The 23,920-nt window shown below is 35.4% G+C and carries 14 protein-coding genes; 6 read left to right on the top strand and 8 right to left on the bottom strand.

Annotated elements, in window-relative coordinates:
- Nucleotides 1-34: 34 nt before the first annotated feature.
- Nucleotides 35-1,663 carry an acyl-CoA carboxylase subunit beta gene (locus AA089_RS16420; protein ID WP_046758067.1) on the bottom strand — a complete coding sequence of 543 codons (1,629 nt, stop codon included), beginning with the start codon at nucleotides 1,661-1,663 and terminating at the stop codon, nucleotides 35-37.
- A 168-nt stretch (nucleotides 1,664-1,831) separates the two neighbouring features.
- Here AA089_RS16420 and AA089_RS16415 point away from each other — a divergent pair, with 168 nt between their 5' ends.
- The 6 genes from AA089_RS16415 (at nucleotide 1,832) to AA089_RS16390 (ending at nucleotide 5,561) form a co-directional block, all read left to right on the top strand.
- Complete coding sequence (locus AA089_RS16415) at nucleotides 1,832-2,191, top strand: DoxX family protein (RefSeq protein WP_046758066.1); 360 nt, start codon at nucleotides 1,832-1,834, stop codon at nucleotides 2,189-2,191.
- Between the two features lie 13 nt (nucleotides 2,192-2,204).
- Complete coding sequence (locus tag AA089_RS16410) at nucleotides 2,205-2,741, top strand: NADPH-dependent FMN reductase (protein WP_046758065.1); 537 nt, start codon at nucleotides 2,205-2,207, stop codon at nucleotides 2,739-2,741.
- Nucleotides 2,734-3,228, top strand: coding sequence for a (4Fe-4S)-binding protein (locus tag AA089_RS16405; protein WP_316936956.1), 495 nt, complete (start codon nucleotides 2,734-2,736; stop codon nucleotides 3,226-3,228). Before AA089_RS16410 ends, AA089_RS16405 begins: the two co-directional genes overlap by 8 nt.
- 26 nt (nucleotides 3,229-3,254) lie before the next feature.
- Nucleotides 3,255-3,695: a MarR family winged helix-turn-helix transcriptional regulator gene (locus tag AA089_RS16400; protein WP_046758064.1), complete on the top strand. Its 441-nt coding sequence runs from the start codon at nucleotides 3,255-3,257 to the stop codon at nucleotides 3,693-3,695.
- 21 nt (nucleotides 3,696-3,716) lie between these two features.
- Entirely contained in the window at nucleotides 3,717-4,619 is a 903-nt protein-coding gene (locus AA089_RS16395; RefSeq protein ID WP_241480006.1) for a pirin family protein, read from the top strand.
- Nucleotides 4,620-4,844: 225 nt separating this feature from the next.
- On the top strand, nucleotides 4,845-5,561 hold the full coding sequence (locus AA089_RS16390) for a pirin family protein (protein ID WP_046758063.1): 717 nt from the start codon (nucleotides 4,845-4,847) through the stop codon (nucleotides 5,559-5,561).
- Nucleotides 5,562-5,899: 338 nt separating this feature from the next.
- On the opposite strand, the gene AA089_RS16385 is transcribed toward AA089_RS16390, so the two are convergent.
- The 7 genes from AA089_RS16385 to AA089_RS16355 all read right to left on the bottom strand — a co-directional run bounded on the left by AA089_RS16385 (nucleotide 5,900) and on the right by AA089_RS16355 (nucleotide 23,919).
- On the bottom strand, nucleotides 5,900-6,361 hold the full coding sequence (locus tag AA089_RS16385) for a hypothetical protein (RefSeq protein ID WP_156169065.1): 462 nt from the start codon (nucleotides 6,359-6,361) through the stop codon (nucleotides 5,900-5,902).
- A 49-nt stretch (nucleotides 6,362-6,410) separates the two neighbouring features.
- On the bottom strand, nucleotides 6,411-8,210 hold the full coding sequence (locus tag AA089_RS16380) for an ABC transporter ATP-binding protein (RefSeq protein ID WP_046758061.1): 1,800 nt from the start codon (nucleotides 8,208-8,210) through the stop codon (nucleotides 6,411-6,413).
- Nucleotides 8,211-8,312: 102 nt separating this feature from the next.
- Nucleotides 8,313-9,920 carry an MBL fold metallo-hydrolase gene (locus AA089_RS16375; protein WP_046758060.1) on the bottom strand — a complete coding sequence of 536 codons (1,608 nt, stop codon included), beginning with the start codon at nucleotides 9,918-9,920 and terminating at the stop codon, nucleotides 8,313-8,315.
- Nucleotides 9,917-13,738: a non-ribosomal peptide synthetase gene (locus AA089_RS16370; protein WP_046758059.1), complete on the bottom strand. Its 3,822-nt coding sequence runs from the start codon at nucleotides 13,736-13,738 to the stop codon at nucleotides 9,917-9,919. Before AA089_RS16370 ends, AA089_RS16375 begins: the two co-directional genes overlap by 4 nt.
- A 20-nt stretch (nucleotides 13,739-13,758) precedes the next feature.
- Complete coding sequence (locus AA089_RS16365; protein ID WP_046758058.1) at nucleotides 13,759-15,495, bottom strand: NAD(P)/FAD-dependent oxidoreductase; 1,737 nt, start codon at nucleotides 15,493-15,495, stop codon at nucleotides 13,759-13,761.
- Nucleotides 15,496-15,509: 14 nt separating this feature from the next.
- The gene (locus tag AA089_RS16360; RefSeq protein ID WP_046758057.1) at nucleotides 15,510-21,974 is read right to left on the bottom strand and encodes a non-ribosomal peptide synthetase; all 6,465 of its coding nucleotides are present in this window, start codon (nucleotides 21,972-21,974) and stop codon (nucleotides 15,510-15,512) included.
- The gene (locus AA089_RS16355) at nucleotides 21,967-23,919 is read right to left on the bottom strand and encodes a lanthionine synthetase LanC family protein (protein ID WP_046758056.1); all 1,953 of its coding nucleotides are present in this window, start codon (nucleotides 23,917-23,919) and stop codon (nucleotides 21,967-21,969) included. The genes AA089_RS16360 and AA089_RS16355 overlap by 8 nt, the downstream gene beginning before the upstream one ends.
- Between the last annotated feature and the right edge of the window lies 1 nt (nucleotide 23,920).

Genomic DNA, 23,920 nt, shown 5'->3' with positions numbered 1-23,920 from the left:
ACCCAAGACCCAAGACCCAAAACCCAAGACCAAACTACACCTGAATCACACCCAAATTAAAAGGTTTTTCAATTGGTGCTTGATTTGCGGCTTCAATTCCCATCGAAATCCAAGTTCGCGTATCTAATGGATCAATAATTGCATCTGTCCACAAACGCGCGGCTGCATAATATGGAGAAATTTGCTTGTCGTAACGCGATTTTATCTTATTGAATAATTCTTCTTCTTTCTCTTTTGTAATTTCTTCTCCTTGTTTCTTCAACGAAGCCGTTTCAATTTGTAGTAACACTTTCGCTGCAGAATTTCCACTCATTACCGCCAATTCAGCACTTGGCCAAGCGGCAATCAATCGTGGATCATAGGCTTTTCCACACATGGCATAATTTCCAGCTCCGTATGAATTTCCAATGACAATTGTAAATTTTGGCACGACACTATTACTTACGGCATTTACCATTTTGGCGCCATCTTTAATAATGCCTCCGTGTTCCGATTTGCTTCCAACCATAAATCCAGTTACATCTTGTAAAAATACCAACGGAATTTTCTTTTGGTTGCAATTCGCAATAAATCGTGTGGCTTTATCAGCAGAATCTGAATAAATAACACCACCAAACTGCATTTCTCCTTTTTTATTCTTTACCAATTTTCGTTGATTGGCAACAATTCCAACTGCCCAACCATCAATTCTGGCATATGCTGTAATAATACTTTGTCCGTAACCAGCTTTATATTCATCAAATTCAGAATTATCAACAATTCGTTTGATAATTTCTTTCATATCATACTGTTCATGACGTGCTTTTGGCAGAATTCCGAAAATATCTTCAGGATTTTCTGCTGGTTTTACAGCTTTCACTCTGTTGTAACCTGTAGGTGTATAATCGCCAATTTTTCCAACAATATTTTTAATTGTCGTCAAGGCATCTTTATCATCTTTCGATTTGTAATCCGTAACCCCTGAAATTTCACAATGCGTCGTTGCTCCACCAAGCGTTTCATTATCAATACTTTCGCCAATTGCAGCTTTCACTAAGTAACTTCCCGCAAGGAAAATACTTCCTGTTTTATCTACAATTAAAGCTTCATCACTCATAATAGGTAAATAGGCGCCACCAGCCACACAGCTTCCCATAACAGCAGCAATTTGGGTAATTCCCATACTGCTCATGACGGCGTTATTTCTGAAAATTCGTCCAAAATGTTCTTTATCTGGGAAAATTTCATCCTGCATTGGCAAATAAACTCCTGCGCTATCTACCAAATAAATGATTGGCAAGCGATTTTCGATAGAAATTTCTTGTGCACGTAAGTTCTTTTTAGCGGTAATAGGAAACCAAGCACCAGCTTTTACAGTTGCGTCATTGGCAACAACAATACATTGTTTTCCTTGTACGTAGCCAATTTTTACTACAACACCACCAGAAGGACAACCGCCGTGTTCTTCATACATTTCATCGCCAACAAAAGCACCAATTTCAATAGCGGGTTTCTTGTCATCTAACAGAAAATCAATACGTTCGCGTGCTGTCATTTTGCCTTTGCTATGCAATTTGTCAATGCGTTTTTGTCCGCCACCTAAACTCACTTTGGCCAAGCGATGACGTAATTCTGATACTAAAAGTTTATTGTGATCTTCGTTTTTGTTGAAGTTGATGTCCATGGTTATAAAATTTTCCTGTGCTAAAATACGAAACAATTACGGCTATTGAAAGGAAGGAAGTTTGAAAGTTTTCTTAAAAAACCCCTCAAATAAATTACATGGAATTAGTTTCCTTGGAAAATAAAAATATTATTTGTAGCTTTGTACAGAAATTAAAAACTAACAACTATGAAAACTCAAAAAATAATTTACTATGTAGTTACAGGATTATTTACGGCATTAATGCTTTTCTCAGTAAGTATGTATTTCCTTAAATATGCTGATATGGTTCAGGGATTTACTAAATTTGGTTATCCTACTTACATTATTTATCCGTTGGCGGTAGCTAAGATTTTAGGTTTAATCGCTATTTGGCTTATAAAAAATAAAACACTTAAAGAATGGGCATACGCAGGATTCTTTTTTAATATTATTCTTGCATTTTTTGCACATTATATGATTGGAGACGGAGAACAAGGAGGCGCAATTATAGCGTTCGTTCTTTTAGCATTGTCATACTATTTCGGAAAAAAAATTACAAACAACTAAAAACATATTTCAAATGAAAACAATAATAGCCTTTGCAGGAAGCGACAGTAAAACATCAATCAACAAACAATTAGCAACATATGCAGCAAATTTGGTTGAAGATGCAAGCGTAAAAGTATTAGATTTAAACGATTATGAATTGCCGTTATACGGAATTGACCTAGAAAATAAAATTGGAATTCCAGAAAATGCACACGCTTTTCTAAAAGAAATCAAAGAAGCAGACGGAATTGTTTTGTCTTTAGCGGAGCATAATGGAGCATATGCAACAGTATTTAAAAATATTTTTGATTGGATGTCTCGAATTGATGGAAAATTATGGTCAGACAAACCAATGCTTTTAATGGCAACTTCACCAGGTGCTCGTGGCGGACAAACCGTTTTAGATATTGCAAAAGGAAGATTCCCACACATGGGCGGAAATATCGTGGCAGATTTTTCATTACCATCTTTTGGCGATAATTTTTCTAAGGATGGAATCAAAGATAACGCATTAGCACAAAAATTAGAAGAAGCTGTTTTTATGCTTTCAAAAGCTGTTTTTGAATAACAACATTCGTATCTTTAAAGGAGAAACTAAAATTATAAACACTGTAAAATCATACATTATGGAAGAAAAAGAGATCATTAAAGAATATAGTAATGAAGATATTACAGTTGTTTGGAAACCTAAAACGTGTACACATTCCAAAAACTGTTGGAAAGGATTATTACAAGTATTCAATCCACAAAACAGACCTTGGATACACATGGACGGTGCGAGTACAGAACGCATCAAAAAACAAATTGCAGCGTGTCCATCAGGAGCTTTGTCATATAAAAGTAACAAGGCAGGCGATGAAGAAGCACAGCATTTAGAAACAAAAGTTGAAGCTTTAGAAAATGGTCCTTTATTAGTATATGGAACGTTGCATATTACCAATTCGGACGGCACCAAAGAAAAGCGAAACAAAACCACAGCATTTTGTAGATGTGGCGCTTCTCAAAACAAACCATATTGTGATGGCGCGCATACAGAAGCTGGTTTCAAAGGATAATACAACGTAAAGCATAAAAAACATTTATGGGAGATATCTCTAAAGACATACAATCATCATTTCCATCTGATAGAGTGAAAGCGTTTATCAACATCAAATTTACGGCGAATTGGATCAATAGTAAGGAAAATGAATTTTTCAAACCATTTGGAATTTCGCCACAACAATTCAATATTCTAAGAATTTTGAGAGGCGCAGGAAAGGCGATCAAAGTGCAAGAAATTAAAGATCGAATGATCGAAAGAGCGCCCAATGCTACCCGATTGATGGACAAACTTTGCGCAAAAGATTTAATAGAACGCATTCCATGTCCTGATGATCGAAGAGTCGTTCATATTGCCATCAAAGACAATGGACTCAAACTCTTAAAACAAATAGGAGATAGCATGCCAAAAAATGATTGGTTAGGAAATCTCACAGACGAAGAAGCAACACAATTAAGCAACTTATTGGATAAAGTCCGGTAAAAATTTGACCAAATATTTTCCATGGAAAATATTTCAAACACAACTAAAAAAGAAAGAGTAGAACACATGAAAACACTACGAAGCATAGCGTACAAAGGAACAAGCGACTATGTAAATATGGGCGGAAATTTAATCCGTCAACCATTACCAACACAAGAACTCGATCAAGTTGATCCATTCTTACTGTTGCATCATTATAAGTACGATGTCGGACCCTACAGTCCAGGATTATCATTGGCGCCACATCCGCATCGTGGATTTGAACCTGTCACATTTCTCTTCAAAGGAGAACAATTACACAGAGATTCACTCGGAAACGAAGGCGTTTTAAATGCTGGCGATGTACAATGGATGACTGCGGGAAGCGGCGTCATTCACGATGAAGGTCCAAGCAAAGATTTTGTGGGAACTATGGAAGGAATTCAACTTTGGGTAAATCTTCCCAAAAAGTACAAAATGACCACGCCAAAATACCAAGATGTAAAAGCGGAACACATGCCGTTAATTCCTGTCGAAAACGGAAAAGGAAACATCAAAGTAGTTGCTGGTGAGTTCAATGGACAAAAAGGTCCTACGAGCACATTTACAGAAATCAATGCGTTTATTGCGAATCTTGAAGCTGGCGACAAAACAACCATTTCAGTTCCAACACAGCACGAATTATTGGTATATTTATTAGAAGGCGAAACTCGTGTAAACGACGATCAAACACTAAAACTTGGGAAATTACAACTACTCACGTTTCATAAAGATGGTGAAACCATTGCACTGGAAGCTAATAAAAATAGTACGTTACTCATACTTTCGGGCGAACCGATTGCAGAAAAAGTAACCTCTTGGGGACCATATGTTATGAATTCTCAAACTGAAATTATGGAAGCTTTACGCGATTATCAACAAGGCAAAATGGGACACTTATATTAAGAAATTTGTCATTCCTGCGGAGGCAGGAATCTATAAGTACTAAGGGTTTGCTATTGAGTATTGAGAAATAATTAATTAAAATTTTAATAAAAAAAGATTTTTTTAAGATCCAACACCCAAAACCCAAAACCCAAAACCCAACACCCAACACCCAACACCCAAAAAACAAACAACAAACAACAAACAACAAACAACAAACAACAAACAACAAACAACAAATTTAAAATGAAAACAATACTTCACAGAGGAAATACAAGAGGAAAAGCAGATCACGGATGGTTAAAAAGTCATCACAGCTTTAGTTTTGCAAGTTACCACAATCCTGAGCGAATGGGATTTGGACAACTTAGAGTGTTAAACGACGATATCGTGCAACCAAAAATGGGATTCGGAACACATCCACATCAGAATATGGAAATCATTTCGATTCCGTTAAGTGGCGCATTGTCACACAAAGACAGTATGGACAACAAACGTGCAATTACAGTAGGAGAAGTACAAGTAATGTCTGCTGGAACAGGATTGCAACATTCAGAATTTAACGATAGCAGAACCGATGAGGTTAATTTTTTACAACTGTGGATTCAGCCGCAAGAATTAGGTGTGACGCCCCGTTACGAGCAAAAAGAATTTGATCAAACCAAGCGTGAAAATCAATTTCAAACGGTCGTTGCTCCAAAAGACAATATTGTTGACGATGCACTTTGGATTCATCAAGATGCGTACATTTCTATTGGAAATTTTGATTCGGGAAAAGCCATCGATTTCAAACTTCACGACGCGTCACACGGAATTTACGTTTTCTTATTAGAAGGCGAAATTACAATAGGCGAGGACACACTTTCTACCAAAGATGCAATCGGAATTTGGGATACGGAAAACGTTCAAATTTCTACAAATTCAGATTCAAAAATACTGGTTGTAGAAGTTCCGATGAGTTAGAAAATAATTATTGAATGTCCGTGAAATGTCAGAAAGCTATAAAGTACGTCATTCTGAACTTGATTCAGAATCTCATACTGTTATGAATTAAGCTATATGTGAGACCCTGAAATAAATTCAGGGTGACGCAGTAACTATTTAACGGATTTCAATCTTAAAATCTTACTATCAAAAGTAGAATACTTAGAATACCTACCTGTAATTTCGAGCGCAGTCGAGAAACATATGAACGTAATCGTTTCTATTAAATCTCGACTGCACTCGATTTGACATTAATTATATCACATAAAGTATTTTAGTATGAGTGTTTTTTATAGTGTTTCGGAATGAATATATCATTAATAAGTTTCTATTGTCGAAATTATAAAGGTTATTAAAGCGATTATTCCTGCAATTAAACCTATAAGAGAGATTGCTTTAAGTAATTTAGCGAGAAAATTAAAATCATTTTGACGCCCTTGTAACTTTTCTTTTTTATCAATAGTTTCTTTCTGCTCAATTTCTTTAATTATAATTTTAGTTACCTTAATATCATATTTGTTGGTTATAAAGCCAATTACTAATGATAATAGATTTGCAATTAAAGCAACAGAAAATAGAATCAAGCTTGTGACTAACAACTCTTTATTAAATTCTCTACTAAAATAAGTTTTGAATAAACTTATAGTCAAAATTAAACTTCCACTTGATAAAGAAATTATCAAAACATCAAATTTACCTAACGAATGTTTCACACTTTCTTCTGTCTTTTCAATATACTTCTTTAGATTAGAAATATATTCTTCATCTTTTATATTCATATCTAATATTAGATTAATAACATGTGAATTCAAAATTATATATAAAATTCTACGCCTGATATTGCAACTCACTCAAACCTTTATATACACCATCTTCTAATAAAATGAGTTCGTCGTGTGTGCCAGTTTCGTGAATTTTTCCGTGTTTTAATACTAAAATCGTATCGCAATTTTTAATGGTAGACAAACGATGCGCAATGATAAACGACGTTCGTCCTTGCATCAATCTGTCCAACGCTTCTTGGATTAACACTTCAGATTCAGAATCTAATGAACTTGTGGCTTCATCTAAAATTAAAATAGAAGGATTTTTCAAAATCGCTCTCGCAATCGCAACACGTTGTTTTTGTCCACCCGAAAGTTGAATTCCTCTATCGCCCACAAAGGTTTCATAACCTTCGGGGAAACTCATGATAAATTCGTGCGCATTGGCATCTTTGGCAGCTGCAATGATTTCTTCTTCGGTAGCATTCAAATCTCCGTAAATGATGTTTTCTCTAATCGTTCCACCAAACAAAATCACTTCTTGTGGTACCAATGCCATTTCGTTTCGGAGTTTGCTCAATTCAAATTCTTCTGCGGGTTTTCCATCAAATAAAATTGTTCCTGAACTTGGTTTGTATAATTGTAATAACAACGCCGATAAGGTAGATTTTCCAGAACCTGACGGACCTACTAACGCAATCTGTTTTCCTGCTTCTACATGTAATGAAATATTTTTTAACACTTCAATATCCAATCGAGAATCGTAGGCGAAATCTACATTTTTGAGCGTTACCGTTCCGTTTAAATTCAGCGGTTCTTTTACAGGTGCTAAGATTAAATCTTCTGTTTTTCCGTCTAAAATTTTCATTAAACTTTCCGTTGCACCAAGTGCTTTTTGAATTTTCGCATATAAATCGGGCAAACCGCCAATAGAACCACCAATAAAAATGGTATACAGGATGAAACTGATGAAATGTTTTCCGCTAATTTGTCCCGCTTCTACCATGAGTTTTCCTTGCCAAATGACAAATACAATCGAACCGAACATACAAAAGATGATCAAAGTGCCAAAAAAGCCTTGCCATTTGACAATTTTCATGGTTTTATCACGAACTTTTAATACAGTTTTAGTATAACGTTCTATTTCAAAAAATTCATTGATAAACGCTTTTACATTGGCAATTCCGACCAAACTTTCTTCTAAAATGGCGTTCGATTTTGCAGCGTGTTCTTGAGTTTCTTTTGATACTTTTTTGATGAAATTCCCAAAGAACATTCCAATCAAAGCCACTACAGGAACAACGGCTAAGGTTATTAAACAGAGTTTTGGCGACATGATAAACAACGCCGTCAAACAAATGACAACCGTTATAATTTGACCAATAAAACTAGGCAATGTGGTGTTAAACGTATCGCGTAGCAATTCAATATCGGTGGCAACTCTACTCGTAAGTTCTCCAACTTTATTTTCATTGAAAAACTGTAACGGAGATGTGACCATTTTTTTAAACGATTTTACCCTAATATCTTTCATCGTATTGGCGGTAAAATAGCCAAACAAGTAGGTTTTAAAGAATGAAAACATGGCTTGAATCCCGAATACAATAAACAAAACTTTTACCAGCGTATTGGTGTCATCCAAATTTAAAAACGCTTCTGTAGTGTCCATCGGATTCGTAGTATCTTGTCCTAATAATTGACCAATTAAATAGGGGAAAAGCATCATTGTTATGCTCGAAAGCAATAAAAAGAGCATTCCAAACGAAAATATAATACGATACGGTTTTATAAATTGAATCAATTGTTTGCGCGCCGCAGTATTCTTTTCTTTTGGTAATTTTTTAGTTGATTTTTTATCGTTCATGTTGTTTTTATTGTGTAACAATAATTTACAAGGTTAAAAATATGTCATGCTGAACTTGATTCAGAATCTCACTTTTTGTGTGTAATGTATTTCATTTGTAATTTAAGGATTTGAAACTTCTTGGCGTTGATATAATATTTCTTTTTCTCCAAACAAGCGTTCTGAAATGATTCCTTTGGCTTCACAGGCTTTTATCAACGCGTTTGATTCTATAATTGGAATCGATTCGTCCGTATATTTGATGCTACTAATATATTTCAACCAAGGTTCCATTCCCATGGCGTACACATAAACTTCCGACGCGTTAAACGTATTGACCAAGTTCATACCGCGTTCAGAATTGGAACCTGCCAATCTTCTAGATTCGTCCATTTCTTTCGGAATTTTGTCTGTTAAATACGGTCCGTAAATCCACGACAAAGGTGCGCCTTCGCATTCCATTCCTAAAAAGATTACATCTGCATTGCCAATAATTTCATGTACTTTTTTATAGATTTCATTTTCTACATTGCACGAATCTGCTACAAAAAGCATCGAGAATGAAGCAATTTTTACATGAAAGCACAGTTTCGTAGGAATGTTTAAGTCGCAATGTTCGCCTAAAAACGGAACGCCAGTAATGCAGCAATCTACGGAAGTGAAATTTTCCATGATATCCAATTCGGTAACATTATGGAAACCAATATTTTGAAACATCATTTTTAAACTTGGATCTTGTAATTTTCCGTTTCCACCACGCGGAATGATGATATTTTTGATTTTATGACGCAATGGTAACAACGTTTCAAACATGACATGATCTTGATGATTGTGCGTAATTAGCACATAATCTATTATATCGGGCAAATCAACATCCGAAAAATGATCTACTTCAGAAACATAGCCATAATAACTAATCAACGGATCTACCAAAATGCTTACGTCTTTCGTTTCGACCAAAATGCACGCGTGTCCAAAGTAGCGCATACGAATGTGATCGCCTTCGTATTTTTGATATTTCGGCGGTTTTTCTTCTGTAAAGAACGACTCAAACAACGGATCATTTTCACAGTGTAGCAATTTGGCAATTTCCGTAAACGAACCTGCTTCCTTTTTCATACGACTAAGTTTGTCAATCGCTTTATTTGCAAACGGAATGTCAATATGTTTGATGTGTTTTTCGTCCAATCGTGGCGTGCTTAGGACAAAAGGTCTGTCGTCATTATCGGTCAGCCAAAGTGCAATACTTTGCATACTTTCATCGTAATATTCGCTTTTGTACAGCAAACTTTCAAATAAATTATATGACGGATTGTTGTTTAAATCATACACCAATTCTACATAACCTTTCAACGCTTGCGGAATTTTTGCATACAAATCATCCAACGATTGTCCTTTTGCTTCGTTTTTGAGCATCAATTCCAGTTCCGAAATCGCGTCTGCCAATCGCAGCAATTGTCCTTGTTTCGTCTCCGTTTTTTCTTTTAATGCAATGACATCTTCTTTGCGTTCAGTTTCAAAATCCATAAACGGACCGCCCAACAATTTCGGATTTTTCGTTGCGGCTTTGTGTGCTTTTGGTGCTTGAATGTACGAGTTTATAATTTTCAAATTTCGCTCTTTTACAATCTTTGCCGCTGTTGCTGGAGAAATTAAATGTGACCAACAATACCAACGATTTAGCAACGGTTCAATAACTACATTTGGCTTTAAATATACGTGATCGCTCATGATGTTGTGTTTATGATGTTGATGATTTCGTGTAGATTTTGCTGTTCATTTTCTAAAATAAATTGCAAAACAGCTGCATATTGATTCGCTCTGTTTTTGGCGTCTGCTTCCGTAAATCGGTTGGAATTGTATATGACATTCATCGCAATAGTGTGTTCATGTTCCGTAAAATTGAACGAAAAACTGCGTCCAAACCATTTGTGAACCGATGAACTTTCTGTGCTAAACGAAACGCCTTCCATCTTGGTGTCGTTATTCACTTTCGTAAAGTTTTCAATTCCGATTCCGATAGGACATTCTGCAAATTTGAGTTGTTCTACCAACAAACTGTACGGATAGTTTTGATGTGAAAAAACATCGAGTAAATTTTTCTTAATCTTTTTTACATAAGTTTCCACAGTTTCCGAAGCATCAATTTCCGTTCTAAAAATGGTATCGTTGGCGTAATAGCCAATTTGATTGTTGAGGTCTTTGTGTTCGCGTCCTGCATTTACGCTGGCAATGGCAACATCTTTTTGATCGGTTGCTGCATGAATCAATAATTTTAAGCTACCAACTAAAAATGTAAAAATAGTCGTATTGTATTTTTTTGCTTGATCGCGAAGTGTTTTCGTGAGCTGTTCATCAAATATAATTTCATGTCCGAAACCATTGTAAATGTTGAATTCTTTTTGTTCAACTGTATGTGGAAAATCGATTGCTTGTGTTAAATCTTTTAAATAGGAAAACCAAAAATCTTTCGATTCATCCAATTCCCCTTGATGAATTTTATCGTTTTTCCAATACGCGAATTCTTTGTAATGAATTTTTAATGGTTCTAGTGTAACAGCTTTATTTTTATTGAAATTATTGTAGAGTTCGTGCAATTCGTCGAATAGTACATTCATAGACCAACCATCGGAAACAATGTGATGAATCACCATAATGAGCAAATGTTCCGTCTCGCTTTTTTTGATCAATCGCATGCGCAGCAATGGACCTTCAAACAAATCGATGGAAGTTTTGTCTTCAATTTCTAACAATTCATCTGCTTTTTCTTGTGGATATTCTGCTTTTGAAACATCGTGATACGTAAGACTAAATGTACGATCGGCAGTTTCAAAGATTTGTTGTTTCAGTTCGCCATCAATTTCTATAAATAAGGTGCGTAAACTTTCATGTCGTTGCACAATACGATACAATGCTTTTTCAAATGCTTCCACATTTAAATTTCCAATAATCGAAAACATACCTGGAAAGGCATTGTTTGGTTTTTGATCTTCGCTCATCATGCGAAATGCTTTTTCAAAACCTAAAAAACGCTTTTGATTGAATGAAATATCATAAATGCCACTTTCGTTGGAAACCACAGGAATCACTTGTTCTTTTTTAGTGTAATTTTCCGTGTGTTTGGCAAGTTTTTGCGGTGTAGAATGGTCAAAAACATCGCGAACATCAATGGTAATTCCTGTAACTTTATAGACTTCAGAAACCACTTGAATAGCCTTTAAAGAGTTTCCTCCATATTCAAAAAAGCTGTCTGTTATGCTCAACGGTTTGTGTAATAATACTTCTTCAAAAATCGTTAAAATATGCTGTTCGTATTCTGTAGTTGGTGCAACGATCTCTTTTTCTTTTGCAGTTTCTGCATCAGCTTGAATGTGCTTTTTTAAGATTTTAGTGTCTACTTTTCCAGCAGCATTCAATGGAAATGTTGGAACATATGCAAACACATTTGGCAACATATATGGCGGAATAATTTCGGATAGATACGATTTCAATTGCTCAGTATCAATTTCAGCTTCTGTTTCCACAAACGCTGCCAAATGCTTTCCGTGCTTGGCTTCATCCACAATAACAACGGTATTTTTTACAGCTTCATAACTTGTAATGGCTTCTTCAATTTCGTGCAATTCTACGCGAATTCCGTTCAGTTGCACTTGCGAATCCATGCGACCGTGAAACATGAGCGAACCATCTTTGGTAAACGTAGCATAATCGCCTGTTTTATAAATGCGTTCCCCGTTTACATATGGAGTTGTTGTGAATTTTTCTGCGGTCAGTGTATCGTTGTTTAGATAACCATCCGAAAGTCCCAAACCAGACACACAAATTTCGCCTTGAATTCCTATTGGCACAAGTTTCATGTCGTCATCTAACAATAAAATTTTCGTGTTGGCAAACGCTTCTCCAATCGGAACACTATTTTCTGCGTAGAATTCTTTTTTAGCATAATCAATCTTGTAAAAAGAAGCGCCAATGCAGGTTTCCGTTGGTCCGTAACCGTTGTAAACATCTTTGGTTTGTGCGTAATGAATACAATCTGGAATGGATGCTTTTTCGCCTGTCGTGATGATTTTCTGCATGCTTGGCAGTTCACGTTTGTTTAGAATTTTAAGATATGAAGGCGGAAATATAGCAACATTGACATTGTACGTTTCTAACAATTCGGTCAACACATTGGTGTCATTTTTTTCGCGCTCTGAAGCTATAATAAGTGTGTTTCCTCCAACAAGCGGCATAAAAATTTCCACTAAAGAAGCATCAAAAGATATGGAAGCAAATTGTAGAAAGTTTTGCTGTGTAATTTCTAAATATTCGTTGTGATACAGCGTTCTATCTGAAATACTTTTGTGTTTTATCGGAATCGCTTTTGGTTCGCCTGTAGAACCTGACGTGTGAATGATATACGCCGTTTGTTCTTTACTAGACTTGTTTTGAAACGAAGTTGCTTCCGAACTATCAAAATCAATTTCCAAATCGAGTGCGAGCAAGTTTCCTGTGTATTCTTGCAAGTCAAACATCAAATCGCTGACTGTGATGAGTACGTTTGCGTTGGTTTTTATTAAAATAGTATCTCTGCGTTCTACAGGTAATTTTAAGTCTAATGGCACGTAAATTCCGCCACATTTCCAAATTGCCATGAGTGCGATTAACCATGAATTGGAACGCTCCAACATGACGCCAACACAATCGCCCACTTGCACGTCGTATTCGTTTACTAAATAATCTGCCAATATGTTGATCCGATTGTTGAATTCTTGATAACTCAACTTTTCTCCAGTATAAATGACAGCATTTTTTTCAGGATGTATCGCCACTTGTTCTTCAAATAATTCAACTAAAGTTTTATCGGAATCGTATGTTTTCGCTGTATTATTGAAAATAGTAAGAATTGTATTTTTTTCTTCTTCAGAAACAATATCTATGTCTTTTAGCAGCGTTTCAGGTTGTTGGAATAAAGATAAACACACATCAAAATGTGCCTGTATGTTTTCAATGAAATACGATTCAAAACACGCAATATCATACGAAATTGTAATCATCATTTTATCGCCTTCTTTTACACATGTAAACACAAAATCAACATCATTTTCAAGCGGTTTGTCATGTGCATTTTCATAGATAAATAATACATTACTCTTCGTATGTTGCTTCAGAATGTCGCTTTTTTGCTTGCTGTATTGTACTTTCAAGGTTTCTTGACACATTTTTAAGTGTTCCTTAAAACTTCGTTTTGTATCCACATGCAAAGAAATTGGCACATGAATGGCATCGGCTTCTACATTTTGCAAATGCGGCGTATTGATAATGATTTCTTCTTGGAACGAATATTTGCGAATCAATACTGAAAAAGCCGAAAAAAGTACGACAAGGGAAATGGTATTGTTCGTTTTTGCCAATTCGAAAAATTTTGAATGCGAATTGGTATCAATTTCAAACTGAAAGGAAGCTTTTTCTTGTTGTGCAGCTTTGTTTTTTTGCTTGAACGAAAAATGAGCTCCTTCTTCGGCAGTCCATGAGGTATTTTGTGTTGCTGAGATACTTTGTGTGTTCATACGTATGGTGGCTTTTTATTTTAAAATATGGAGATGTCTAAATCTATTTTTTCTTTGGCTTCGCTTTTAAATTGAATAATGTCAAGAATCTGATTTTCAATATTTTTTAAGCTTCTTGGTGTTGTTTTTGGTTCAAATAAACCATCTGCTTCCCACTTTTCAGGATGTAAACTGATCGCGTTTACGTTGAGCCAAATCGGTTCTTGAAACAGCGTTAATTTTTCTGGAAATACATCTTTTATGACAATTAAAAAGATGACTTGTGCAAATTCTTCCAAACGTTCTACCGTGTGAATTCGGTCTTCAAGTAAAGTTTCTAAAGATTTGTTTGGTTCCAGATTTCGCTTGAAAATATCCAAGATAAACGGAATGCCTAAATAGTCGATAAAGTCAAATGTAAAGGTGTTGTTTGCCACTTTGTGCCAATCGAGAAAGAGTTGCTTCATTCTGCCCAGCGCGAAAATAATATTAGCATTTTCTTTGTCTAATTGTGTCTTTACATTCAGGTCTAAAAACGTTTTGTTGAACATCTGCGGACAATCTAACGACCAACCGATGACAACACTCCACAAATACGCCATCGTATATACTTGTTGATGTCCAAAATATGGATACGAACCTTGAATGTGATCAATTAACCACTCGTTTTGCGAAATGATAAATTGACTCAAACGATTGACATGTTGTTCGCTTAAATCATTATTCAAGTCTTTTCGAATTAAATCAACAATACAATTATTTTCGTAACCAATCATGTTGGAACCTGGAGAATACAACGGATCGGCAAATACGGCGGCTTCTCCTGTGCATGCCCAACGATCGATAGAACAGACTTGCGTAGCCGAATGACTGTAGTTTTTATTGCGGAGAAAATCTTCCATTTTAAAGTTTTCCAGATGTTTTGCAATGGCAGGTTCGTGTGTTTCTAACCAAGTTCTCGCTTTTGCTTTGGTGTTGTAGGTACTAAAATCATGAAACGCTTCCGAAGTGACAATTCCGATACTTGTATGTCCTGAATTTAGTGGAATGAGCCAAACCCAATAGCCTTGTCCCATTATGTGAAACGTAGAATAATATCGGTTTTTGTGTGGCACATGATTGCGATATTTCACATTGTCTTTACTCACCATATCTTCCACATCAAAACGACCTTTTACACGAAACCAAGCGGCATTGTGTGGCGTGTCCATTTTTTTGGTCAGATTGAATTTATTGTGAAAAAACATGCGTCTTCCCATGGCGTCAATTGTCCATCTGCACTGCAAATCAAACGCTTGATTATCTGTTTTTATACGTACGAAATTATCTTGTGAATTTTCATTGATTTCAATGTCAGTAATTGCGGTATCATCAAGAATTTCAACGCCGTTTGTTTTGTTGATTTCATATAAATCATTTTCCAAAACGCCTCTATCCATTTGAAGCGAATCGTATGGCGGATAGCTTGCTAGCCCAATTTCTGGACGTGTTGTCCATTCTTCTTTTCCATCGCCCAAAATGAAACGGAAGCCTAATTTTTTGTAATGTGCATTTTTGAAATACGATTCTAATTGTAAATCTTCTTTAAAGTAAAACGAAGCAATTTCTGTGGTCGATTCGCCAACTTTATACGTTGCAATGGGTTTTGGAAACGTTCGTTTTTCAATGACTAAGGTTTCCAATTCGGGAAATTCTACGTTGAGTTGTCTTGCTAATGTGAGTCCAGCCAAGCCGCCACCACAAATAATTACATCATACTTGTTTTTCTTTGGTATCATAACATTGCTTTTTTTTAATTGTCAAAAAAGAAATCGAAATCAAATGATTGTTTTATTTCTTGATTGCTGGTATCTTCTTTTAGTTCTTCAAGTTGCATTTTCGGATTTTCAATGACTTTTTCGGTAATTGAAACAATCGTATCCGCAAGTTGTTGAATGGTACTTTCTTTAAATAAATCGGTATTGTAATCGAGCGCAATTTGTAATGAATCTTCTAATTCATTGAGTTCTATGCGTAAATCTACCATGCTGATAATTCCAGAATCGCTCAAATCAGCCGTAGAAATGTCCTCTTTTTCGTCTAAAGCGGCTTCTGCCATTTCTTTGTTTTGCATCACAACGACCACATCTGAAAACGGCATGCGATCGTAGTAACGTTTTACATGTAAATCGCTCGCAAGCTTATCAATTGGGTAAAATTGATGGTTGAATGCGCCCAACATAAAGTCCTTGATCGTTTTGAGTAGTTCCTGAAACGTTTGGGAATCTTCCAGTTTGGTACGCACAGGAATACTGTTAATATATGGACCAATTTGCTGATGCAAGTCTACGTGAAAACGTCCGTGAACAGGCGTTCGAACTGTAATTTCATTGCTATTTACATGTTCTGCTAAACTTATATTTAACAAACTTAACAATACCATATATAAACTTGCATTTTCAGTTTCGGCAAGTGTTGTTAGTTTGGAAAATTGTGCTTTTTGAATGTGTACTGTGACACGTTTTCCATTGGTTGTTTTTTCTTTTTTACGTTCAAAATCGGTTGGAAAGTGAAAATCTTGCACACCAGTTGGATATTGTTTTTTCCAAAAATCTAAGGCGCGTTTTCCTAAATCGCCATGTAATTGTTGTTGCAACCAAACGCTGTAATCTTTGTAATGAATGCGCAAAGGAGTTGGTTTGAAAGCTGTATCTTGTTTTAATTTTGTGTAATGCTCTATGATTTCTTCAAACAGTAATTTTATCGACCAACCATCTACAATACTGTGATGCAAAGTCATGACAAAGACATATTTTTCATCTTGAATTTTGATCAATTTCCCTCTGAGTAATGGTGCGTTTGTGAGATCGAAAGGTGTATTGTAATCTTCATTTGCGAGTTGTACAATTGCTTTTTTCCAATCGGGAGTATTCGTAAAATCGGTGGATTGCAACGAAAATTGATATTCGTTTAGCGAAAGTATTTTTTGTTGTGGCGATTTGTCAATTTCGATAAAAGCAGTTCTGAGAATTTCATGTTTTTCTATGCAAAGTTGAATTGCTTTTTCAAAAGTTTCACTGTTTATTTCTTCTTTTAAGTTGTACAAACTGATACTATTGGCAACAATTTGCAAGCCCATTTGATATTGCATCCAAAAACGTAATTGTGTGTTGGAAACTGGATAAAACGTAGCAACAGGAGCTGGTTCAATTTGCTGTTTTTCAATGCTTTTTTGTGAACCTACTACGCTTGCTAGTTTTGCAATAGTTGGATTGTCTGAAAATACATTAATGTCAACTTTTTGATGAAATTCGTGTTGAATTTGCCCTAATATTTTCATGATTTTGATGGAATCGCCACCAAGTTCATAGAAATTATCATCCGTACTAACTTTGTCAAGTTGTAAGGTTTCTTTCCATATGTCACAGAGTTTGGCTTCCGTTTCGTTGATTGGTTCAATGATTTCTTTTTTGCCTGTAAAACTGATCTCATACGCTTTCAATTGCTTCAAATCAACTTTACCGTTTAGTGTTGTTGGCAAGGTTTCCAATTGTATAAATTTTGAAGGAATCATGTACGCAGGCAAGTACGATTGTAAAAATGTTCGCAAAAGCATTCCGTCTATCTGTGTATTTTCTGCGGAAGCGAAAAAACAAACCAGAAACGATTCGTGATCAGTCGTTTTATGAACAACTGCATTTTCTTTAATGTTTGGAAATTTGAGTAACGTATTTTCAATTTCGCCCAATTCTATGCGATGTCCTCTAATTTTGACTTGAAAATCGGTTCGTTCTACAAAAATTAAGTTTCCATCTGGCAACCGTTTGACCATATCGCCCGTTTTGTAGATAATTTCTGAATTGTTGAACGGACTTTTTAGAAATACTTTTTTCGTGAGTTCATCGTTGCCCAAATAACCTTTTGTCAAACCAACGCCACCAATGTACAATTCGCCTGAAACGCCAATCGGTTGCGGATTTAGGTTGTTGTCTAATACATACAATTTTGTGTTCGCCAACGGTTTTCCAATAGGAATATTTTGCAGTTTTTTCGTTCCGTTTACTTTGTAAAATGAAGCACAAATAGACGCTTCCGTAGGTCCATATGCGTTGATGTACGTTAGGTAATTGCTGTAGTGAAATACATCTTCCGTTTTTGCTTTTTCGCCACCAGAAATTAAGGTGCGCAGCGGAAGTTTTTGACTTTTATCTAACACAGAAATGTACGCAGGTGTTAACGTGCCTATCGAAATATTGTGTGTGGTTAAATATGAAATCAGTTCCGTTCCAGATTTTTTGATAGCTTCTGGAATGATGACCAATTTTGCGCCTGAAAATAGTGCAAGAAATATTTCAGAAATAGACGCATCAAACGACAATGAAGCAACTTGTGATAAAATGTCATCTTGTTGAATTTCAAATTGTTGCGCTTTGTCGGTCATCATGTTGACAAAACCTTGATGTACAATTGGAACACCTTTGGGAACTCCTGTAGAACCTGACGTATAGATAATATAGGCTACATCAGTTGGTGCAACATTTGGAAATGATTTTGCTACATTTTGAGTAAAATCTTCTGTGTCAATCGGAATGATTTGCTGTTTCGCATTTGTAAAATGATCTTGTAATTTTTCTTGCGTGATGATGACTTTTACGTTTGCATTTTCTAGAATGTACGAAACGCGTTTTTCAGGAGAAGCGATCGCGATAGGAACATAAACTGCGCCAGCTTTCATGATGCCTAACATGGCAATGATAACATTGGCAGAGCGTTCCATAAAAACGGCAACTGCATTTCCTTTTGTGATATTTTGCGATAGGAGATAGCTTGCTAGTTGATTGCTTTTTGTGATTAATTCCGCATAAGAAATTTGATGATGTTCATCTTGCAATGCAATTTTCGTTGGGTTGAGTTTGGCAAATTTTTCGACAACTTCATGAATACAATCGGTTGGAATTGACGTTTCATTTGCATTCCAATCGTAAATGAGTTGCTGAATATCTTTTTCTTTTAGTAGCTGCAACGAAGCAATCGTTTGATTTTCCTCATTTTTCAGCATATTGGCAATTGTATTTTTGAAGTAATATACCAAGGTGTCAATCGTTTGTTCCGAATAGCGATTGGCGTCAAAATTGAGCGTAACTTCCAATGAATCGCTGAACGAAAATGCAAATCCGAGTGGATAATGATCTTGTTCAATGGTTTCCAACTTTGTAATTTTGAGTTGCGTTTCTTGTTGTTCCACTTGATATTTCGGGAAGTTTTGAAAACCGTATAGAATTTGAAACAATCCTTCTGGCGAACTATAATCGGCATACGAATATATGTCTGCCATGGCTGTGTGTTCATATTCCAAACGTTGCAAACTCGTTTCTTGAATGGTTTTCAGGAACTCATGAATAGATGTTTCATCTTCCATGCACATGCGAAATGGTGTAGTATTTACATGCAAACCAACAGAATCTTTTGTGTCAATTCCGCGCAATGATCTTCCAGAACTGATGCCACCAATTAATATATCATTTTTAGTTGTAAGCTTTTTTAGTACGATAAAAAGTGCCGCAAGCGTAATTGTATTGGGCGTTATTCGTTTGGATTGTACAAATGCTTTAAATGTTGTTGCGTCCGTTAGATTGGTATAGATTTTTGTTTCTTTTCGTATTTCCGTCTGTTGTGTCAAAGGTTTATTTTCCAGATTTTCCAACGGTAATGGAGTGATTTCTTCGAAACCTTTTAGATGATTTTCCCAGAATATTTTTTCCTTCGCTTCGTTTTTAATACGTTGTAATTGTGCTACATAATCTCGATACAGAATTGGTGTAGAAGGTTGAAAATTAGATGTGTATATTTTACTTGCATACGAATTGAAAATGTATTTTAGCAGAATTCCGTTGGACCAACCATCCATGAGAATGTGATGCGATTCTACTAAGATTTTTACCATCTTATCGTCAAATTCCACACAACAAATTCGCAATAAAGGTGGTTGCGTTAAGTCAAAATTTTGCCGTCTTCTTTTTTTGATGATTTCCTGTAGTTTTTCATCTTTATTTGGAACTGTTCGCCAATCTAGAATTTCAATTGTCGGTTTGCAGTTTTTAAAAGTGACTTGCAACGGATTTGCGATATTTTGATAGAAAACTCCTGTTCTGAGTGCATCGTAACGTTCTGCAAGTTCATTGATAGTTGCTTCAAAAGCGGTATAATTTATGGCTTCTTCAATCGTAATTACAGATTGTAAATAGTATAAATCTGAATTTGTCGCTTTTAGGTGTTCGTATAAAATTCCTAGTTGTAAAGACGTTAGTTTGAAAACCGCTTCGATGTTTTCTTTTTGTGGAAGTAATTGATTTTCTTCTAAAAATTGCGTGATTTCCTCTTCACTCAGCGTTTCTTCAACAGTTGTGTTTTCTTCTTTTTCTGTAGAAATAGACACATTTTTAGACAATTCTTGAATGGTTTGATGCTTGAAAAGATCTACGTTTTTCAGATCAAGTCCGTATTTTGAAGCTTTGTTAATCACTTGAATATTCTTGATAGAATCGCCACCTAAATCAAAGAAATTATCTTCTACACCGACATCGTCAATTCCTAAAATATCCTGCCAAATGGCAACCAATTCTTTTTCCGTATCGTTTTGAGCAGCAACATATTCGTTGTCCAAATTGAGTTGAAGTTCTTTTTGTAGTAATTGTTCTCGGTTAATTTTTTTGTTGATCGTTAACGGCATTTCTTCCAATTGAAAGAAAAAATGCGGCAACATATACGATGGAAGTTTTTGTTCTAAGAATGTTTTGAGTGTTTGATTTTTAAGTTGTTCGGAAGCTGTGAAATACGCAATGAGACTTAGATTTTCGTTTATTTTTTTAGGAATTAGTATTGCACTTTCAATCAAATCATGTGTTTGTAAAACGACTTCTATTTCTTGTGGATCTACACGAAATCCTCGAATTTTTAGTTGATGATCGGTTCTTCCCAAAAAGTACACATGTCCGTCAGGTTTGCAGATGACACGATCGCCCGTTTTGTAACAACGAGTTCCGTTGATGGAGATGAAACGTTCTTCCGTTAATTCAGGATTGTTGAGATAACCTCTTGCCAAGCCGTTTCCGGAAAGGAATAATTCGCCTGCTTCGCCAACTTTTACAGCGTTTAGATGTTCGTCTAAAATGTGAAACTGAATATTAGAAACTGGCGTTCCAATTGGAATCTCATCATACGTTGAATTTCCGTCAACCGTGTAACTTGAAGCGCAAACCGTGCTTTCCGTTGGTCCGTAAGCGTTTATGTAGGTGATGTATTTGGAAAAATGTTGCACATCATCCATTCGTGCGGCTTCTCCAGCCGTAATCAACGTTTTTAGCGGTAATTTTTTATCTTTCGGAATGGTAGCAACCAACGTTGGCGGCAGTGTAGCAATCGTGATGTTTTTTTCAATAAAATAATCTAATAGTAAGCTTCCATTCGTTTTAACAGTTTCAGGAATCATCACTAAAGTTCCACCACTTAATAATGCTAGAAATATTTCCGAAACCGAAGCATCAAACGAGATGGAGGCAAATTGTGCGTAGACATCTTTTTCCGTACACAAGAATCGTTTCAATTGATCGGTAATCATTGGTACAAAACCATCGTGTCGTAACATCACGCCTTTTGGAAAACCTGTCGTTCCCGACGTATAGATGATGTATGCTAAGTTTTCAGGTGTAACTTTTTGTGTATTTTCAGAATGTATTTCGTGTTTCAAATTATCAACTGAAATTAGTGCTTCAATAGTTGGTAATTGTGCTTCAAATTTCGTTTTTGTAACTACAATTTTCAGGTTGCTATTTTCGACGATATACGAAATTCTGGCTTCAGGATAATTAACATCTAACGGAAGAAACGCCGCGCCAGCTTTTAGAATCCCAAGAATGGAAATGATGGTTTCGATAGAACGATCCATGAAAATTCCGATGATATCGTCTGGTTGAATGCCGCGTTTTTGAATAATTGTTGCGAGTCTGTTACTTTTGCCGTCCAATTCGGCGTAGGAAATCAATTCTTTATCATGAATGACAGCAGTGTGTCGCGGATATTTTTGCGCAATTTCCTCAAATAGTTCATGAATACATTTTTTAGACGTAAACGGTTTTGATTGTTCATTCAGCGTGTCTAAAAGACTTTTTTCTTCTTTGACGATAGTAGTTTCATTTCCTTTATTTGCCAACAATTCTTTGTAGCTTTCTATGGAAATTTCTCCTTTTCTCAACGCATTTATTAACTCTTTACTATTCATACGTTTCGCGTGATTTTGAAGTTTGTACAATTTCTAAAAGACCAATTGCCATGTATTCTTGAATTATTTTTAAAATGATGGTGTCTAAATTTTCAAGTACATAGCTCGTTTCTGCCATGACAAACTGAGAAAAGCTGTCTATAAAAATTTCATCTTTGGATAGATAAAACTGTTTTATTTGTGCGATGGCATCCGAAATTCGGGTCTGATTTTCAAAATAGTGCAACACAACATTGTGTGAATGCTGCCAATATTCTTTTATAATATGTGTGTAATACGGAAATAAAAATACATTGATGTTAGATTCAGGTTGCTGTAATTTTTGTGTGGAAATTACACCTTGTTTTTGCTCCCAATTCCAAGCTGTAGTTAGTTTTTTTGCAGTTGGATTGAGTTGTAATACATTGGAAAGCAATACTTCAGTTGGTTCATTAAACAACGCTTGAACCGTTTGATACGTGTGAATATTTTTGGCTTCTAATTGTGCATAATTTTTAATGCTTTTTTTGAGGTTTTGAATCGTAATTTCTAGTTTTAAAATTTCGGAGAGTTGCTTCTTTTGAATTGAAGGAAATTGATTCAAATTTTTTTTGATAAACATCATAAAGTTGCGCATTGATTTTTCTTCTAATGGAGTTTTTAAATAATTAGAAATCAATTCGTTATTGTGCGACTGTAAATATGTAAAAGTCCTTGGAAACGTATTTTTAAGAATGCCTTCTTTACAATTTACGTCAATACTTGTTGCTATGTTTTTTCTGTCTTGAACCGAATATTTTGGAAGCAACGCATTATCAACGGAAGCATTTTCTAGTGATAGATAAAAATGTGCAATTTTGATTTCAAAAACGCAGTCCGTAAAGCTTGGATTCTCCGTTTTTTTATGATGTTCTTTAATGAAATCTGCCATACTTGTCGCAACTGTTTTATACGATTCCTCTTGTAAAATTTTAGAGGCCTCAAGGAAAAGTGTTCCAAGCAATAGTGCTTTTTTTGTTGAAAGTGTTGTGTTGGATTTTTCAATTAACTGCTTGCAAAATGCTACGTACTGTAGTGCGTTTTCTTTTATGGAATCGTCGTCTGTTGTTTGCCATAAATGCAATGTAAATTTCGTTACGCCAACATGAATAAAAATGATGTCAAGTACAGGTTCAAAATAGGATGATTCCTCTTGTTGAATTGCTTTTAAAGCCGCTTGATAGGTATTGTTATTTTCAATTCCTTTTTTGGTGGCTTTAAAACCTATTGTTGCATCCCAAAACTGCGATTGATACTTGTATATTAGGTTTGCAAGTAATTGAAAATCATCGTTTTGATATGTTTTTGAAAGTTGGAGAAATGTGTAACCAATTCCTGCGTTTCCGAATTCAAAATTTAACAAACCGTGCATTTTTTCTACTCGATCTTTCCAAAAAACACCTTTGTCTGTTACTTGCGCTTCCGAAATTATTTTTTGTGTGATGGTATCAATCCATTCTTTTGCTTTTGAATCATTTGTAACTGCATAGTAATATTCTAACACCAACAAACTTCCTGCACGTCCTGTAAAGATTGAATTGTTCGTGTATGGAGAACTGATAAAATTGAGCATTCTTTCTTCTAAAAAAACAGTAGCTTTTTCTAAAAAGGATGAAGATTTGTCAAGTTCATACAATCGTGTTGCTGCGTAGAGAAAGCCTAATTTTCCTTTTCCAAACGAATAATCGCCTTCAATTTTTTGAACATATTCATGGTAATCATCAAATAAAGACGTGATTTGTTTCAACGTATTCGCATCTGCATGAACTGAATATATATCTATGTAAAATAAAATGATTTGCAACAATCCGTGAGGCGTAATTTCTTCATTTTCAGGATGCTCACAGAAGTCAGTAATTTTTGTGTACATCGTTTTTGTATCGAATGTGAACCCATGATTTTCTATCATTTCATGTATTTCTTTCATT

Source organism: Kordia jejudonensis, assembly GCF_001005315.1.
GTDB classification, from domain to species: Bacteria; Bacteroidota; Bacteroidia; order Flavobacteriales; family Flavobacteriaceae; genus Kordia; species Kordia jejudonensis.
Note: the sequence above shows the minus strand (reverse complement) of the source record. Positions and strands in the feature narration are given on the sequence as shown.

Excerpts from the sequence above, each read along its gene's own strand:
- AA089_RS16415 (WP_046758066.1), top strand. The coding sequence starts at position 1,832 with ATGAAAACTCAAAAAATAATTTACTATGTAGTTACAGGATTATTTACG.
- AA089_RS16400 (WP_046758064.1), top strand. The coding sequence starts at position 3,255 with ATGGGAGATATCTCTAAAGACATACAATCATCATTTCCATCTGATAGA.
- AA089_RS16385 (WP_156169065.1), bottom strand. The coding sequence starts at position 6,361 with ATGAATATAAAAGATGAAGAATATATTTCTAATCTAAAGAAGTATATT.
- AA089_RS16390 (WP_046758063.1), top strand. The coding sequence starts at position 4,845 with ATGAAAACAATACTTCACAGAGGAAATACAAGAGGAAAAGCAGATCAC.
- AA089_RS16365 (WP_046758058.1), bottom strand. The coding sequence starts at position 15,495 with ATGATACCAAAGAAAAACAAGTATGATGTAATTATTTGTGGTGGCGGC.
- AA089_RS16355 (WP_046758056.1), bottom strand. The coding sequence starts at position 23,919 with ATGAAAGAAATACATGAAATGATAGAAAATCATGGGTTCACATTCGAT.
- AA089_RS16410 (WP_046758065.1), top strand. The coding sequence starts at position 2,205 with ATGAAAACAATAATAGCCTTTGCAGGAAGCGACAGTAAAACATCAATC.
- AA089_RS16420 (WP_046758067.1), bottom strand. The coding sequence starts at position 1,663 with ATGGACATCAACTTCAACAAAAACGAAGATCACAATAAACTTTTAGTA.
- AA089_RS16380 (WP_046758061.1), bottom strand. The coding sequence starts at position 8,210 with ATGAACGATAAAAAATCAACTAAAAAATTACCAAAAGAAAAGAATACT.
- AA089_RS16395 (WP_241480006.1), top strand. The coding sequence starts at position 3,717 with ATGGAAAATATTTCAAACACAACTAAAAAAGAAAGAGTAGAACACATG.
- AA089_RS16375 (WP_046758060.1), bottom strand. The coding sequence starts at position 9,920 with ATGAGCGATCACGTATATTTAAAGCCAAATGTAGTTATTGAACCGTTG.
- AA089_RS16370 (WP_046758059.1), bottom strand. The coding sequence starts at position 13,738 with ATGAACACACAAAGTATCTCAGCAACACAAAATACCTCATGGACTGCC.
- AA089_RS16360 (WP_046758057.1), bottom strand. The coding sequence starts at position 21,974 with ATGAATAGTAAAGAGTTAATAAATGCGTTGAGAAAAGGAGAAATTTCC.